The organism is Pedobacter sp. UBA5917 (assembly GCF_002432345.1).
Classification (GTDB): Bacteria; Bacteroidota; Bacteroidia; order Sphingobacteriales; family Sphingobacteriaceae; genus Pedobacter.
The window spans coordinates 1-16,390 of sequence record NZ_DJDT01000195.1 but is presented as its reverse complement, the minus strand read 5'-3'; the positions used below and the strand labels follow the sequence as shown (position 1 = coordinate 16,390).

Genomic DNA, 16,390 nt, shown 5'->3' with positions numbered 1-16,390 from the left:
AAACGGTGCAGCAGACCCGGTAAGTGGATTGGCATCTCTGCTCGAAGAAGCTAAATCTATCGGTTTGCTGGCCAAAGCAGGGATAAAACCGAAGCGTAGTTTAGTTTATATTGCTTGGGATGGAGAAGAACAATCGCTTTTAGGTTCAACCGAATGGGTAGAAGACCATGCTGCCGAATTAAACAGTAAAGCAGTGGCCTATATCAATTCGGATGGCAACGGACGCGGTTTTTTAGAAGCCGGCGGCTCGCATGCACTCGAAAACCTTGTTTCTGAAATTTCAAAAGAAGTGAAAGATCCGCAGGTTAATGCCAGTATTTTCGAACGCTGGAAAGCAAATAAAGCCATTTCTACAACATCAATCAACGACCGTAAAAAAGTAATAGAGAATCAAACCATCGATCTTGGCGCATTGGGTACCGGATCGGATTATTCGGCATTTTTACAGCACTTGGGCATTCCTACTTTAAACCTTGGTTTTGGTGGTGAAGATGAGGGAGGAGAGTACCACACCAATTTTGATACCTACGATAACTTTATCAAGTTTAAAGATCCCGGTTTTGAGTACGGTTTAGCTTTATCCCAAACAGCTGGAAGAGCTGTGCTCCGCCTTGCCAATGCAGATGTACTTCCGTTCAACTTTTCTAACTTCCAGGCCAAAATAGCCACTTATGTTACCGAAGTAAACGCTTTGGCCAAACAACTCAGGGAGGCTGCCCAAAGCCAGAATAAACTGATCAGTAGTGGTGCTTATCAATTGGCTAATGATCCCACAGAAAATCTAAAAAATCCCCCAATGCAGATAGAATTACCAGAATTTGATTTTTCTGCACTGAATTTAGCTGTTGATAGCCTAAAAACAGCCTCGTTAAAACTAAACCAGGCAGTAACTACGGCCCTTACTTCGAATACTAAACCTGATAAACTGAATACCCTGCTTTTTCAGGCCGAAAAACAATTGCTTCAACCGAATGGTTTACCTGGCCGGCCATGGTACAAACACAGCATTTACGCACCGGGACTGTACACAGGTTATGGCGTAAAAACACTTCCGGGTGTGCGCGAGGCCATTGAACAGTATCATGTAAAAGAGGTGCAGGAGCAGATCGCAGCATTAACATCCTCCATTTTAAAGTTTTCACAATTTATCAACCAAACCACTCATCCTTAATTACCATTCCACAAACATGAAATTATTTTTTATCCATTTAATAGTCTGCTTTGCCCTGCTCGGCAGTTTGCAGACCTTTGCCCAGAACACCCTTCGCGGTAAAATTACCGACAGTAAAGATAAACTGCCCCTGGCTGGTGCCACCATTAAATTAAAAGGCACCAAAATTGGTACCAGTACCAATGGCAGGGGAGAATTTAACTTAATCCTACCCCAAAAAGCAGATAGTATCAGCATTCATTTTCAGGGTTATGTAGAACAGGTGCTTGCCATTAACAACCGGTCGGAAATCAATATAGAACTAAAAGAAGATGTCCACCTGTTATCTGATGTGGTGGTTACCGGTGTGGCCGAAGGAACCAGTCGCAAAAAACTAACCTTTGCCCTCACAAAAGTAAATAACGAACAGATCAATACCGTTCCGGCTACAGATGCTTCCCAAACCCTTCGGGGCAAGGTTGCGGGTATCCAGATCAGTCAGTCGTCGGGCAATTCGGGTGCTACAGTGTACCTGCGGGGCGCCAAATCCGTATCTGGCAATATTGCCCCCCTTTTGGTAATCGATGGTTTTGTAACGGCATTAAATTTATCGGATTTGAATCCGCAGGATATCGAATCCATCGAAGTGGTTAAAGGTGCAGCAGCATCAGCACTTTACGGTACAAGGGGAGAAGGTGGTATTATCCAGGTGCTCACCAAAAAAGGAAAAGGCAACGGAAAGGTAAATATCATTGTCGACAATGAATTTGGATTGAGCAACGTGCAGAATACGCCACCAACTTCGCAGTTCCACCATTTTAAGGTAAACCCCGATGGTTCATTTGTGCTTAACGGCAATGCCCGCACCATCGATGTACAGGCTAACGGTTATTCCCTTAATCTCCATCCTTACCAGAATGTGTACGATAATGTGGCCAACATGCTCAACAACAATCCATATTTTACCAATTTTGTTTCTGCATCAACAGCCGGCGATAAATACACGCTTTACGCATCTTTTCAGAACCAGTATAAAGGTGGCGTAGCTGAGCCGGTTGGCGCTGATAAAAGACAGACTGCCTTGTTCAATTTTGGTTATAAACCAGATAAAAAACTCGAGGTTAACCTCAGCCTGCAGTATTTTAACAATCAAACTCCTTCCTCATCCATCTCGTCGAGCGGTAGCGGATCTTTATTGTATGCTACCTCGCTTTACGAACCTTTTATCAATCTGCAGGAACGCGATGCTTCAGGAAAATACGCCTTCAAACCCTATGGTTTCGATATCCAGAATTTTAATGTAAACAATCCTTTTTACCAGTTAAGTTACCGCGAGTATAACAATAACAGCGATAACCTGCTTGCGGGATTAAAAGTAAAATACCAGTTTACCGATAAATTGAATGCAGAGGTATACACTTCTCTACAGAACGAGAATTACAATGAAACGGATTATTATCCGATCGGTTTTCAGACCATCTCTGCCGATATTACCCGCAACAATGGTTATTATGGTGAAAGTACCACCAAAACGACTTCTAAAAACGGACAGGCACAGTTAAACTACAATAATAAATTTAACGATTTCGATTTTGGTGCAACTTTAAAAGCGGTTTACGAAGAAAACAGGATTACTTCATTATCTGCTTCGGGTTACAACCTGAGTGCACCCGTGAAAAGCCTGGCTGCGGCATCGGCCGATAGCAGAAGTATTGGTTCCTCCTGGCAACAAACCGTTAACTACGGCTACTTTCTAAATTTAAAAGCAGCGTGGAAAGAAAAGATTTTTGTAGATGTACTAGGGAGGCTGGATAACAGTTCGAGATTTGGTGCCGATGTGGGTACAGCCTTTTTCCCGAGGGTATCAACCGCTTACCGTTTAACGGAAGATGTAAAACTGGGCATCATTAACGAATTGAAATTGAGGGTAGCCTATGGTAAAGCAGGTAGTTTACCTCCATTTGGCGCCAAAGACAGTCAGGTTTCCTTATCCAGTTCGGGTGGCGTGAGTTATAACCAGCGCGAAAACACAGATCTGAAAAGAGCAATTACTTCCGAGCTCGAATTTGGTTTTGATGCGCAGCTGTTTAAACGCATTAATGTGCAGGCCAATTACGCTTTTTCAAAAAGTATCAACGATTTTATCCTTGTTCCTGCTTTTCCGCCAACCACTGGCTCGGCAAGAATTTATGGCAACCTGGGGGCGGTTAAGTCGAACTCACTCGAACTGGAGATCAATGGCAATGTGATCACCAAAAATGCCTTTACCTGGAATACGGGGATTACTTTTAGCAGAATCAGAAGTAAAATTACCTCTTTGGGTGATGTACCCGAGTTTACCGATGGCGATTTCAGAAAAGCACCCGGCGTAAGTCCTTTTGCCTTTTATGGTTATAGCGTACTTACCGGCCTCGATCAACTGGAAACCAATGCGCAGGGCCTGGTAACCAATGCTGCCGGAGGGATTTACAAACTGAGCGATTTTACCGTAAACCAACTGGGTTTTGTGGTCTTAAAAAATCAACTGGGCACCGCGGCCGAAACGCCGTTGCTTTATCAGAATGCAGCAACGGGCAACTCGAAAGTGATTGGCGATGCACAACCTGATTTTATCGTCGGTTTCTCCAATACCTTTAATATCGGTCCGTTATCTGTTTATGCCGTTTTAGATTGGAAGCAGGGCGGCCAGAAGTATAACGAAACCCAGCAGTACCTCACTTATCAGTACCGTTCGCCATTTTCCGATCAGGCGGCACAGGCAGGCTTGCCACTTGCTTTTACTACTGCTGTTTTTAATGCCCAGCAAACCACCGATTACTGGTTACAGAAAAGCAGTTATGTTTCTTTGCGTGAAGTTTCTTTAAGCTATAAACTGCCGTTAAAGGCCCTGGGCATAAACAGGGTGTTAAATAATGCCCGCTTGGCACTTGTAGGGCGTAACCTATACACCTGGACATCCTTTACCGGGGTAACACCAGAAGGTAATCAGGATTTTTACGATTACCCAACCTACCGCATTTACAGCGCAAAACTTACGCTAAACTTTTAACAACCAGAAAATGAAAAATCTATTATACTTATCATTGATTGCTTTAAGCCTCAGTGCCTGCAAGAAAACCGATTTCGACAATCCAACTACTTTAACCAACCAGGAAGCCGTTGATCAGATCAAAGATCTTGGGCTGAAACTTACCACCAGTAGCGTGCAAACCGTTTTTAGCACTTCAACCAGTGCATCCGGAACGCATTTTAGCCTTTTAGCCGATCAAACTACGAATACCAATGGAAATTCGTCGTGGTGGGATTTTGCCAACGAACCGCGTTTAAGGCTTAATAACAATACTTCTTACCGTGGTGCAGTAACCTGGAATACCTTTTACAACAACTTTTACCAGGCCAATTTAGATGCCACCCTGGCTCTTGATATTATTGAAAAACAGGGCAAAAAGATCTTCGATACACAGGGTAACGACCGCACACAGGACTGCCTCGTGGCTGCATACTACGCCAAGGGAATAGCGCAAGGTTATTTAGGGGTTATTTTCGACCGTGGGATTATTGTAGATGATGTAAATTTAAGCACCAAAGATTTTCCCGACTCATACAAAGCCTTAATTGCCAACGGGGTAAAACTGATCGACAAATCTATTGCCCTGGCTGAAGCAAACAACCAGTTTAAATTCGATTTCCTGAGCGGAAAATCCTTCAGTAAAAGCGATTTTATTAAACTCGCAAACTCGATGGCTGCCAGGATTTTGTCTTCCGAAGCCCGCGATAAAGCTGAAGCCGAAAAAATCGGCGATGCGCAATGGAATAAAGTACTGGCTTATGCCGAAAAAGGTTTTACAAGCGATTTTGTAATCACTACGGTAACAGGTGGCTATTACAATCAGCTATTAACCAATCTGGTACAGCGTAATTCGGATGGTTCGGGCTGGTTGCCACCGGATGTGAAAATTGCCTACCTGGCCGATAAAACCGGGAATACACCCAAATTTTATCCTTTAACAGGAATATTGCCGAATATCAGCAGCAATGATAAACGTTTCGATAGCTATTTTGGTTATACCACAAGTTTTGGGATATTTATCGAATCCCGTGGACGTGGCCTCTTTACCAATTGGTATAGAAAAAGATGGTATAATACCGCAAATACCCTAAACTCTCCGGGGGCTGTTAATCCTTATTTCCTGGCAGAAGAAATCCGTTTATTAAAAGCCGAATCTAAATTCTGGCTGAAAGATTATGCCGGGGCAGCAGCTTTGTTAAATGATCCGGCTGCGGCCCGAAAAGCAATAGGTACTCTTCCGGATGTAGCCGCAAACCAAACCGATTTAAGAAAACAGTTGCATTACGAATATGCCATCGAAATTGATGGTGCAGGAGGCGCATTTTTGCCATTTACATTTATGCGCAGGAACAACCTGTTAGTTGGCGGTACTCCAACCGAATATCCCTTGCCCCAGTTGCAGCTCGATCTGGTAAAACAACCCGTTTATACTTTTGGCGGGAACGCTTATTTCGGCGAAAAAGGCAAGTACGGAGAAGTGGCCACCGCAGCTGACGAAGGCTGGAAAGCAGCAGAAAAATAAACTTAACAATTAACCAATTTATACAATTAACCTGTTAACCCCCTGAGCGTAGTCGAAGGGTAACCAGTTAACCATTAAAAAACAAGATCATGAAAAGTAAACTATTCACACTGGCTGCGGTTTTGCTCAGCCTTGGCGCATTTGCGCAACAGCCCAAATTCGAAAATCCCAATGCCGATAGCAGGGGCTACCTGGTAAAAGTTGGCGATAAAGCCCCCGACGATTTTGAACTCGTGCTCAATGATGGAAAGAAAACCACGTTAAAAGAGTTAAAAGGTAAAATCGTCATCTTACAGTTCACCGCTGCCTGGTGCAAGGTTTGCCGCGAAGAAATGCCTTACCTGGAAAAAGATATCTGGCAGGCTTATAAAAACAAAGATGTGGTGCTAATTGGTGTTGATCGTGATGAACCATTGGATGTGGTGCAGAAATTCCATAAGGATATGAACATCAGCTATCCGTTGGCGCTTGATCCGGGTGCTAAAATCTTTCAGAAATTTGCAGATAAAAAAGCGGGGGTAACCCGTAATGTAGTGATCGACAGAGATGGTTACATTAGGTTTTTAACCCGTTTGTACGATAAAGAAGAATTTAGCCTGTTGGTTAAAAACGTTAAAGAACTAAGCCAGAAAACAAGCAGATAATTGCTTAATTAAATCTTTTTTTTTGGAACAGGTCCGGTAGTTACTACTGGGCCTGTTTTTATGAAAAACATGGTTCAGCACTGTTATGCAAACGTTTGTGCAGTGAAATATTCGCAACAGCCCCATTAATATCAATATATTGTATTTATAAAACGCTTACCATATTTAATCTATGATAAAAAGAACTGTTTCATTAATATTTACCTGCCTTTTTACCTTTAATTCTTTCGCACAACAATCAAAGGCAAAACCTAATATCGTTTATATCCTTGCCGATGATCTGGGCTATGGCGAATTGGGTAGTTACGGCCAGCAGAAAATAGAAACCCCTAATTTAGATGCACTTGCCAAACGTGGCATGCGTTTTACCCAGCATTATGCCTATCCGGTTTGTGCACCATCGAGATATGGCTTAATGACCGGTATTAACTCGGGCAAAGCGTTTATCCGCGGTAACCATGAGTGGGAAGAACGGGGAGATGTATGGAGTTTTAAAGTAATGGAGGTAAATCCTTTTCTCGAAGGACAATACCCGATCCCCGATTCGACCATTACCATTGCCAAAGTATTAAAAACCGCAGGTTATCATACCGCATTGGTGGGTAAATGGGGGTTGGGAAGCCCTATGACTGCTGGTATACCAAACCGTCAGGGTTTTGATTATTTTTACGGTTTTATCTGCCAAAGGCAGGACCATACCTATTACAATGGACATTTATGGGAGAACGAAAACCGGGTTCCATTGGATAATAAAATAGTAGACCCCGATGTTAAATTTCCGGCTGATCTTGATCCCCTGAATGAAAAAAACTACGAAAAATATCAACAGAACGATTACGCTCCCGATTTTCTGATCAAAGCCGCCCTAAATTTTATCGGGAAGAATAAGGATAACCCTTTCTTTTTGTATTATGCAAGTCCGCTGCCACATGTATCATTACAGGCACCTAAAGAGCTGATAGATTATTACCATAAAAAGTTTGGCGATGAAAAGCCGTTTCTAGGCGGCTCATATTTCCCCTGCCGCTATCCGCGTGCAACCTATGCGGCGATGATTACCTTACTCGATCAACAGATTGGACAATTGATTAAAAAGCTAAAAGAAGAAGGTGTTTATGATAATACCATCATCATGTTCTGTGCTGATAATGGTACAGCTTTCAACGCTGGTGCCGATCCTGCATTTTTCGAAAGTAATGGTCCTTTTAAAGCCGAATTTGGCTGGGGCAAGGGTTTTGTTAGGGAAGGGGGCATTAGGGAGCCATTTATTGTATCGTGGCCGGGCAAGGTAAAGGAAGGTGTAACCAACAACCTAATCTCTTCAACCCTGGATATGATGCCTACTTTTTGCGATCTGCTGGATATTAAAGCTCCAACCGGAATAGATGGTTTAAGCATTTTACCAAGCATTTTGGGCAAAGGGAAACAGTTACAGCACGACTATCTCTATTTCGAATATCCCGAGTACGGCGGACAGCAGGCCATCCGTATCGGTAATTGGAAAGGGGTAAGGTTAAACATGCTCAAAGGAAATGACAAATGGACTTTGTACGATCTCAGTACCGATTTAAAAGAGCAGAACGATATCGCAGCATCCCATCCCGAAATTATTAGCCAAATGGTTGCCATTTCAAAAAAAGAACACCATACGCCGGTGATTAAAAGGTTTGAGATACCTGTTTTGGAGAAAGAAAAGCAGTGAATAAAAATTGTTCGATTCGGATAATGGAAAAGGTTTAAGGCTTAAGGTGTAAGGTTTAGGGTGTAAGGTGATAAATTGAGGGAGAATAAAAACTTAGGTGTACTCAGGTGACTTAGGTGGTGAAAAGGCTTAAGGTGTAAGGTTTAGGGTGATAAATTGCGGGAGAATAAAAACTTAGGTGTGCTCAGGTGGTTTAGCTGATGAAAAAGGTAGAAAAAAACGAGTGGTTTAGAGGTATAAATACATCCTTCTACTACGCTCAGCATGAAAAATTGGGTAAAAAAGAAAAGGAGTCTTTGGTGTTCATCGGTGTTTCCAGAACGAATATGCTATAAACAAAAGAAGCAGACTAACGCCTGCTTCTTTGTAAAATGAGATGTTGTTTACCCGTAAACCACTTCTAAAGTAATTGGTACATTTAGCGCTTTCGATACAATACAATTGGCTTTTGCACCTTCAGCAATGTCCTTAAATGTTGCTCCATCAACACCATCAATGCTTTCTGCTTTAAGGCTCAGATGAATGCCTGTAATACTTAAATTTGCCATGTCAAGATCTAAAATAGCGTCTGTATCCAGATCGTTCGGTGTAAAACCTGCCTGGGTTAAAGCTGCGCCTACCGCCATGGTAAAACATCCGGCATGTGCCGCGGCAATCAACTCTTCAGGATTGGTGCCGATACCGTCCTGAAACCTGGTTTTGAATGAATATTGTGTATTGTTTAATACGGTACTTTGAGTAGAAATTACGCCGTTTCCCGTGGTTAAATTACCGTTCCAATGTGCTTTTGCTGTACGTTTCATGTTTTTTATAATTATTGAATTATTGTTCTTAAATACTGTTTTTTGATAATTGGTTATTGCTCCTTGCTAATTGATTATTGAACATTTACCTCAAAGCGTTCCTCAATTCAGCCCCTGCCTGTAATACCTGCGATCTTACAGCCGGAACGGTAGCCAAAGGGTTTAGCAATCCGAAATCGTGGATCATGCCATTGTACCTGGTAACAATTACTTTAACACCTGCGGCATCCAGTTTTTTACCGTAGTTTTCACCTTCATCCCTCAAAACATCATTTTCTGCAGTTTGAATTAAGGCAGTAGGTAATCCGGCGAGCTGTTCGCTGCTGGCCCTTAGTGGCGAAGCATAAATCTCGTTGCGTTCATTTTCTTTTTTGGTATAATTATCCCAGAACCATTTCATCATATTGGTGGTTAAGAACCTGCCGGTTGCAAATTGGTTATAAGATGGCGTGTTGAAATTGGCGTCGGTTACTGGCCACATTAATAGTTGAAAACGGATTGCAGGACCTTTTTTCTCTTTCGCCATTAACGAAACCACAGCTGCCATATTTCCGCCAACACTGTTTCCGGCAACGGCCAAACGTTTACCATCCACATTAATCTCGTTGCCATGTGCCGCTACCCAGACAGTTGCATCATAAGCCTGATTAATAGCTACCGGATATTGTGCTTCAGGAGAAGGAGTGTAGTTCACAAAAACGGCCACTGCACCTGAGTTAACTACTAAATCGCGAACCAGACGCTGGTGGGTAGGGAAATCACCCAATACCCAACCTCCACCATGGAAGAACATAAATACCGGTAATTTACGTTTATCACCGGCCGGGCGCACAATATCAAGTTTTATTTTGTTCCCGTTTACGGTGATTGTTTTTTCCTGATTTTCTACACCTGATAAATCTACCTTAACAGATGATTGTGCCCCGGTTAATACTGCGCGGGCTTCAACAGGTGTCATCTGTTCCATCGGTTTTCCATTGCCGGCGTTTAAAACATTTAAGAAAGATTTAATGTGACTTTCGATAGCAGGATCAGTTGCGGGATTAACTACCTGTGCCGATAAAGAAGCGCTTAAAAATAAGGCTGGAACTATTAATTTAATGCGGTTTAATAAATTTTGACTTTTCATTTTGATTCGTTTTAAATTGTGAATGAATTGATAGGTCAAAATTACAGGCAATGCCGTGGCCGGGCAATGCACCGTTTTCGCTAAGTATAGGACATTTTTCCCCCGACGTTAAGATTGATAGCGTAACCTGAACTGTTGTGGTGGCGTTGCAGCCTGTTTGGTAAACAATCGGATAAAATAAGAAGGATCATCATAGCTCAGTTTGTAGGCAATTTCTTTTACACTTAAAGTGGTATGCACCAGCAAACGCTTGGCTTCTAATATAATTCTGTTTTTAATCAGGTCGTTAGGGGTATCTTTTGATTGTTTGGAGATTCTTTTACTCAGGATTTTTGGTGTTACCTTCAACAGGTCGGCATATTCTGCCACGGTATGGTAACGGGTGTAATTCCATTCTACTAACTGGCTAAAGTTTCTCGAAAACTCCAGGTCCTGCCGTGCCTCTTCCGAAGATACATGATGTTCGTGTTTCCAGATCCTGGTTGATTTAATGATCAGTTGTTTTAGCAGTGTCCTCACCATTTCTTCCATGGCCGTATCCTGCAAATCGAGTTCAGACCTGATCTCCAAAAAAATCTGGTTAAAAAGTACCGAATGTATGTCATCCAGTTCAATTACCGGAATTTCGTAAACATTATGGAAAAGGATCCCATCGCAGGCCACTTCCTTATCGTGGATTTCTACGCAGTAAAAATCGCGGTTATAAAAAAGCATAATGCCCTCGCAATTCGCATCAAAAGCAAAATACTGACCTGCATTGATAAAAAAAACCGAATCTTTTTCCAATTCATAATCCTTAAAATCTACAGTTGCTTTCGCTCCCTTTTTAACGAAAAGGATTTTAATAAATGGACTATAATCATCTTTGGCCAAAATAGCGGGTAGATCTTTGGAAAAGGTTTGGTAACCGAATTTTTTAAATTCAAACTGCCTGAGGTTGTTCATCTGATGATTTGCTGGGAGATGTTTCAAATATAACGGTATTTGTAATTGAAGCAGAACTACCCGGTAAAATTTTAGCTGATAGCTGCGACGATACCATCGTAATTTTTAAATTTGGCTGATACCAATTCTTCCACAACATGACCTATATCGAAAAATTGCAGGCTTTACGTAAGTTAATGATCGCTCAAAATATAGATGCTTACATCATTACGGCTGCCGATCCGCACATCAGTGAGTACCTGCCTGCGCATTATAAGGCCATTCCTTTTGCCTCTGGTTTTACAGGTTCGGCCGCTACTTTGGTGATTACGCAGGATTTTGCAGGCCTTTGGACAGACTCAAGGTACTTTACCCAGGCCGAAACGCAATTAAAAGGTACAGGATATGAACTTGTAAAATTAAAAGTGCCACATACGCCCGAATACATCGATTGGTTGACCGGGGTACTGACTAAAGGTGCCAAAGTTGGCTTTAATCACCAATTGATCACTGTGGCATCGGCTGTGGAATTAAAAAATAGCCTCCAGCAGAGGGAAATATCAATAGCAGATATAGATTTTATTGGCAGCATTTGGACAGATAGGGTAGGGCTACCGGCAGAAAAAGCTTTTTTAATTGATGAGGCAGCCGCAGGATTAAATATTTCAGGCAAAATAGAACAGGTAAGCACTGTGTTAAAGCAAAATGGCGCTGCATATCATTTTATTTCGTCACTTGATGACATGGCCTGGCTTTTTAACCTTCGTGGCAATGATGTGGATTACAATCCTGTTGCTTTAAGTTTTGCCTTAATCACACCTGATGGGGTAAAGCTGTTTATCGATGAACAAAAGCTTTCAAAAACCGATGTTGACAGTTTAAATCAGCAGGGCGTAAGTTTGTTTCCATATCGCGAAATTGGAAATGCATTGGCAGCAATCGCTAACGATGCCACGATTTTTATCGATCCCAAACGGACCTGTTTTGGCCTCTATCAGCTTTTACCTACAGCTGCTAAAATTATTTTTGGCATCAATCCCAGCACACACCTCAAAAGTCTTAAAAACGAGGTCGAAATTAACCATATCCGCAAAGCAATGCGGCATGATGGTGTTGCCTTAACCAGGTTCTTTAAATGGATGGAAGATTGTTTGGGGAAAGAAAAAATCAGTGAATGGTCTGCAGCAGAAAAACTCGCTTCATTCAGGGCCGAACAGTCTGCTTTTGTTGACCTGAGTTTTAATACCATTGCAGGATATAACGCCAATGGCGCATTGCCGCATTACAGCGTTACACCCGAAAGCGATCAGGAAATTGTAGGTGATGGTTTATTCCTGGTTGATTCGGGTGGACAATATTTGTACGGTACAACCGATATTACCAGGGTAATGCCCATCGGAAATTACACAAAACAACAGGCGGATGATTATACCTTGGTACTAAAAGGTTTGATTGAAGGCTCAAAATTGATCTTCCCGGCAGGTACAAAAGGTTATCAGATCGATTCCATCTGCCGTAAACCCCTTTGGGATTATAACATTAATTATGGCCACGGCACTGGTCATGGTATTGGGTTCTTCCTTAACGTACACGAAGGCCCTCAAACCATTAGCCCGGCAAATATCGATATTGCCTTTAAGCCTGGGATGGTAAACTCCATCGAACCGGGTATTTATCGCACCGGAAGCCATGGGGTACGCATCGAAAACCTGGTTTTATGTGTACCGCATCTCCATACCGAATTTGGCGATTTTCTTGCTTTCGAAACCCTGACTTTATGTTTTATCGATACCACAATCGTAAATAAATCGCTTCTCGAAACACACCAGCTGGCCTGGTTAAATCAGTATAATCAAAAGGTGTTTGATCAGTTACAACCATTATTATCTATTGAGGAAGCCGAATGGTTGAAAGATAAATGTAAGGCTGTTTAAATGGCATAGATCATTATTTCGTTGGATGACATTTTAGTAAAACAACCATCATCTCGACTTCGTTGCACTTCGCTCGAGATGACGTTAGTAGGTGAGCTTAATAAAGAATCCGTCATCTCGACCGGAGCATTGCGGAGTGGAGAGATCTGCCTTGGAATATGATTTTTGAGCTTTACAACAAAATTTTTGATTTAACAATTATCATTAAATATTAATAATCAGTTTAATAAGTTAATTTATATTCAAATTATATTAATATAAATCTTAGTTCATTTTGTTTATAAACTATTTAATATATTTTTTGGTTAATAATTAGCTCCTAATAAATAAACTAAAACTTAATATATGATAGTTTATAATCTTAATAATCAAAATACTATTGATTAATAATATCAAAATGATTTTGAAATTGACAACTTTTGTCAGATTTCAGCCTTATTTTTCGCAAAGCAGAAATTTATTTCCACTTTTATCACCTGGCTTATAATTTGCAGATATCACCCATATTTTAGCCATTCGGCAAAATCCTTCCCGGATAACAATAGCATTTGGGATATTTGCTTAACACTTATTATTATGTTTAAAAAAGAAGTTTACCTCCAACGACGTTCCGTTTTACAATCAAAAATAAATTCAGGGATATTGCTCTTTTTGGGTAATGAAGATAGCCCGATGAATTATAAAGACAATACTTACCACTTCAGGCAGGACAGTGCTTTCTTGTATTATTTTGGGATCAGCGAACCATCGCTCGCCGCTATTATCGATTTGGATGAAAATGAAACCATCCTCTTCGGAAATGAAATGGGAATCGACGATATCGTTTGGATGGGCAGACAGAAAACCCTTGCCGAAAAAAGTGCGGATTCTGGTTTAACCCAGGTACTGCCTTTAGATCAGCTTGATGTTTATCTCAAAAAATATCAGGAGAAAAAACGTTCGCTACATTTTCTTCCGCCCTATCGTCCGGAGAATAAAATTAAACTGGCCAACTGGTTTAATATTCCAATCGATCAGCTTAAAGAGCAATCATCACTTCTGTTTATAAAAGCTGTTGTTTCACAACGTTCAATTAAATCAGTTGAAGAAATAGTAGAGCTTGACCGTGCCGCATCACTTTCCGCAGATATCCATCTGATGGTAATGCAACAGGCAAAACCTGGGATGTATGAACGCGAACTGGCTGCCAAAATTCAGGGTGAGGCTTTAGCAGCCGGAGGCAATCTGGCTTATCCGGTGATCCTAACGGTTCAGGGCGAAATTCTCCATAACCATTACCACGGCAACCAGCTCAAAGAAGGGCAAATGGTGCTGAACGATTCGGGCGTAGAAACAGCCCTGGGTTATGCAGGCGATCTTACACGTACCTTTCCGGTAGCTAAGAAATTCAGTGCCGAACAAAAAGACGTTTATGATATTGTGCTCAACGCCTATATCCATGCTAAAAACCTGTTAGCGCCTGGTGTGCGATATTTAGATGTACACTTGGCTTCCTGTAAAATGCTTGCCCAGGGCCTAAAAGATATCGGCCTGATGAAGGGAAACATCGATGATGCTGTACAGGCCGGAGCGCATGCCATGTTCTTCCAGTGCGGAACCGGTCATATGATGGGGCTCGATGTACATGATATGGAAGATTTGGGCGAGCAATACGTGGGTTATACCGATGGGTTATTGAAAAATACCACGCAGTTTGGTTTAAAATCGTTGCGGTTGGGCAAAGCGCTCGAAGCAGGTTATGTATTAACCGTCGAACCTGGTGTTTATATCATTCCTGAATTGATAGACCGTTGGAAGGCTGTAAATCAGTTTAGCGAATTTATCAACTACGACAAGTTGGAAGAGTTCAGGAACTTTAGCGGCATCAGGGTGGAAGACGATTTTCTGGTTACCGAAAACGGTAGCCGGATGTTGGGTAAACCCCTCGCATTAACCACTGAAGAAATCGAATCGATCAGAAGCAATGCTTATTAAAAATATCTGTTAAAGTATTTTGATATTCGTGCTGTCAGGTTACAGTAAGTCGTTATTGCGATGAGGCTTTTTCAACCGAAGAAGCAATCTTGCAACGATCGCTGTTGCATATGCACTTTATTCATGGAGTATGGCGTTGCCACCTTACAGATTTAACTAATGGTATTCTTTTAAGGGTACCATTTTTTTTGCAGTCAAATGTTTCATTTTTATTGCTTGTATTTACTATTCAATATGTAAAACTCAAGTGAACTCAGGTGAACTAAGGTGACTAAGGTGGTCAATAAAAAAACTGCACCATATAAATTTGACCACCTTAGTCACCTAAGAACATCTAAGCCGACTAATATTTTCCATAATCAAGCCTCTTGTATTTGATACGGTTAGATGTTTCTGCCTGATTGTTCACCGTCATTACCCACCTGCCTTTTATTGGTCTATTTATAACCGATATTGGTTAAAATCCAACAATATCCACATACCCTTATCCGCTACTTTTGAAAAAGTATTTAAAACGGATCATCCGAAAATGCTAACACTATGATGCTTTAATCAATTAAACTAATAGTTTGATTAAAGCTTCTATTGATCATATTATTAAAATAATAAGAATACATGAGTATTAAATGGACGGGGGTTTTCCCTGCTGTAACTACAAAATTTACAGCGAACGATGAACTGGATTTCGAGGCTTTCGATTTAAACATCGAATCACAACTGGAAGCGGGTGCAGAAGGTATTATTTTGGGCGGATCGCTAGGCGAAGCCAGCGTACTTAGTGATGAAGAAAAATTTGGATTGCTCTCGCACACTTTAAGCCTCGTAAATGGCCGTGTTCCGGTTTTGCTGAATATTGCAGAGGCAACCACTAAAAAAGCGATAGAAGTGGCTAAAAAAGCAGAATCGTTAGGCGCCAACGGATTGATGTTATTACCGCCCATGCGTTATAGTGCTGCGCCCGATGAAACTTTGGCATTTTTTGGCGCCATTGCAGAAAGTACTAAACTCCCGATCATGATTTATAACAACCCCGTTGATTATAAAATCGAGGTTACACTGGATATGTTCGAGGTTTTAACCAAATACGAAAATATCCAGGCCATCAAAGAATCAACGAGGGATGTTTCGAATGTTACCCGTTTGATTAACCGTTTTGGCGATCGCTTTAAGATTTTTACCGGTGTAGATCCTTTGGCGATGGAAAGCATCGTGATGGGGGCACATGGCTGGGTAGCTGGTTTGGTTGATGCTTTTCCAAGGGAAACGGTAGCCATTTTCAGATTGATCGAACAAAACCGTATTGCCGAAGCACTTACCATTTACCGTTGGTTTTTGCCTGTTTTGGAACTCGATATCCATCCTAAATTGGTACAGTACATTAAACTGGCAGAAGTTGCCACCGGACTCGGCACCGAAGCGGTGCGTGCACCGCGTTTACCGGTAAGTGGGGCCGAAAGGGAAAAAGTATTGAAGATTATAAACGATGCATTGGCTGCCCGTCCACAATTGCCTGACGGTAGTTGGGGGAAATAGTTTAA

General features: G+C 41.6%; 11 protein-coding genes. 8 read left to right on the top strand and 3 right to left on the bottom strand.

Going from position 1 to position 16,390, the window contains the following annotated elements; genetic code table 11:
- From B2V92_RS12915 to B2V92_RS12895, 5 genes are all read left to right on the top strand, one after another.
- A partial coding sequence (locus tag B2V92_RS12915) for a transferrin receptor-like dimerization domain-containing protein (protein ID WP_293308641.1) occupies positions 1–1,171 on the top strand: 1,171 nt, incomplete at its 5' end.
- 16 nt (positions 1,172–1,187) lie between these two features.
- On the top strand, positions 1,188–4,199 hold the full coding sequence (locus tag B2V92_RS12910; RefSeq protein WP_293308638.1) for a SusC/RagA family TonB-linked outer membrane protein: 3,012 nt from the start codon (positions 1,188–1,190) through the stop codon (positions 4,197–4,199).
- 10 nt (positions 4,200–4,209) lie between these two features.
- A complete protein-coding gene (locus tag B2V92_RS12905; RefSeq protein WP_293308636.1) occupies positions 4,210–5,742 on the top strand; it encodes a hypothetical protein in 1,533 nt (510 codons plus the stop codon).
- 89 nt (positions 5,743–5,831) lie between these two features.
- A complete protein-coding gene (locus B2V92_RS12900) occupies positions 5,832–6,386 on the top strand; it encodes a TlpA disulfide reductase family protein (RefSeq protein ID WP_293308634.1) in 555 nt (184 codons plus the stop codon).
- A gap of 172 nt (positions 6,387–6,558) precedes the next feature.
- Positions 6,559–8,088: an arylsulfatase gene (locus B2V92_RS12895; RefSeq protein ID WP_293308632.1), complete on the top strand. Its 1,530-nt coding sequence runs from the start codon at positions 6,559–6,561 to the stop codon at positions 8,086–8,088.
- A gap of 383 nt (positions 8,089–8,471) precedes the next feature.
- Here the strand turns inward: B2V92_RS12895 and B2V92_RS12890 are convergent, their stop codons facing one another.
- From B2V92_RS12890 to B2V92_RS12880, 3 genes are all read right to left on the bottom strand, one after another.
- Positions 8,472–8,891: an OsmC family protein gene (locus tag B2V92_RS12890; RefSeq protein WP_293308630.1), complete on the bottom strand. Its 420-nt coding sequence runs from the start codon at positions 8,889–8,891 to the stop codon at positions 8,472–8,474.
- Positions 8,892–8,976: 85 nt separating this feature from the next.
- Positions 8,977–10,020, bottom strand: coding sequence for an alpha/beta hydrolase (locus tag B2V92_RS12885; RefSeq protein ID WP_293308627.1), 1,044 nt, complete (start codon positions 10,018–10,020; stop codon positions 8,977–8,979).
- Positions 10,021–10,128: 108 nt separating this feature from the next.
- The gene (locus B2V92_RS12880; RefSeq protein ID WP_293308625.1) at positions 10,129–10,992 is read right to left on the bottom strand and encodes a helix-turn-helix domain-containing protein; all 864 of its coding nucleotides are present in this window, start codon (positions 10,990–10,992) and stop codon (positions 10,129–10,131) included.
- 110 nt (positions 10,993–11,102) lie between these two features.
- Between B2V92_RS12880 and B2V92_RS12875 the strand changes: the two genes are divergently transcribed.
- The 3 genes from B2V92_RS12875 (at position 11,103) to B2V92_RS12865 (ending at position 16,385) form a co-directional block, all read left to right on the top strand.
- On the top strand, positions 11,103–12,878 hold the full coding sequence (locus tag B2V92_RS12875) for an aminopeptidase P family protein (protein WP_293308622.1): 1,776 nt from the start codon (positions 11,103–11,105) through the stop codon (positions 12,876–12,878).
- A gap of 576 nt (positions 12,879–13,454) precedes the next feature.
- The gene (locus tag B2V92_RS12870) at positions 13,455–14,852 is read left to right on the top strand and encodes an aminopeptidase P family protein (RefSeq protein WP_293308619.1); all 1,398 of its coding nucleotides are present in this window, start codon (positions 13,455–13,457) and stop codon (positions 14,850–14,852) included.
- Between the two features lie 615 nt (positions 14,853–15,467).
- Positions 15,468–16,385, top strand: coding sequence for a dihydrodipicolinate synthase family protein (locus B2V92_RS12865; RefSeq protein ID WP_293308617.1), 918 nt, complete (start codon positions 15,468–15,470; stop codon positions 16,383–16,385).
- Positions 16,386–16,390 lie beyond the last annotated feature (5 nt).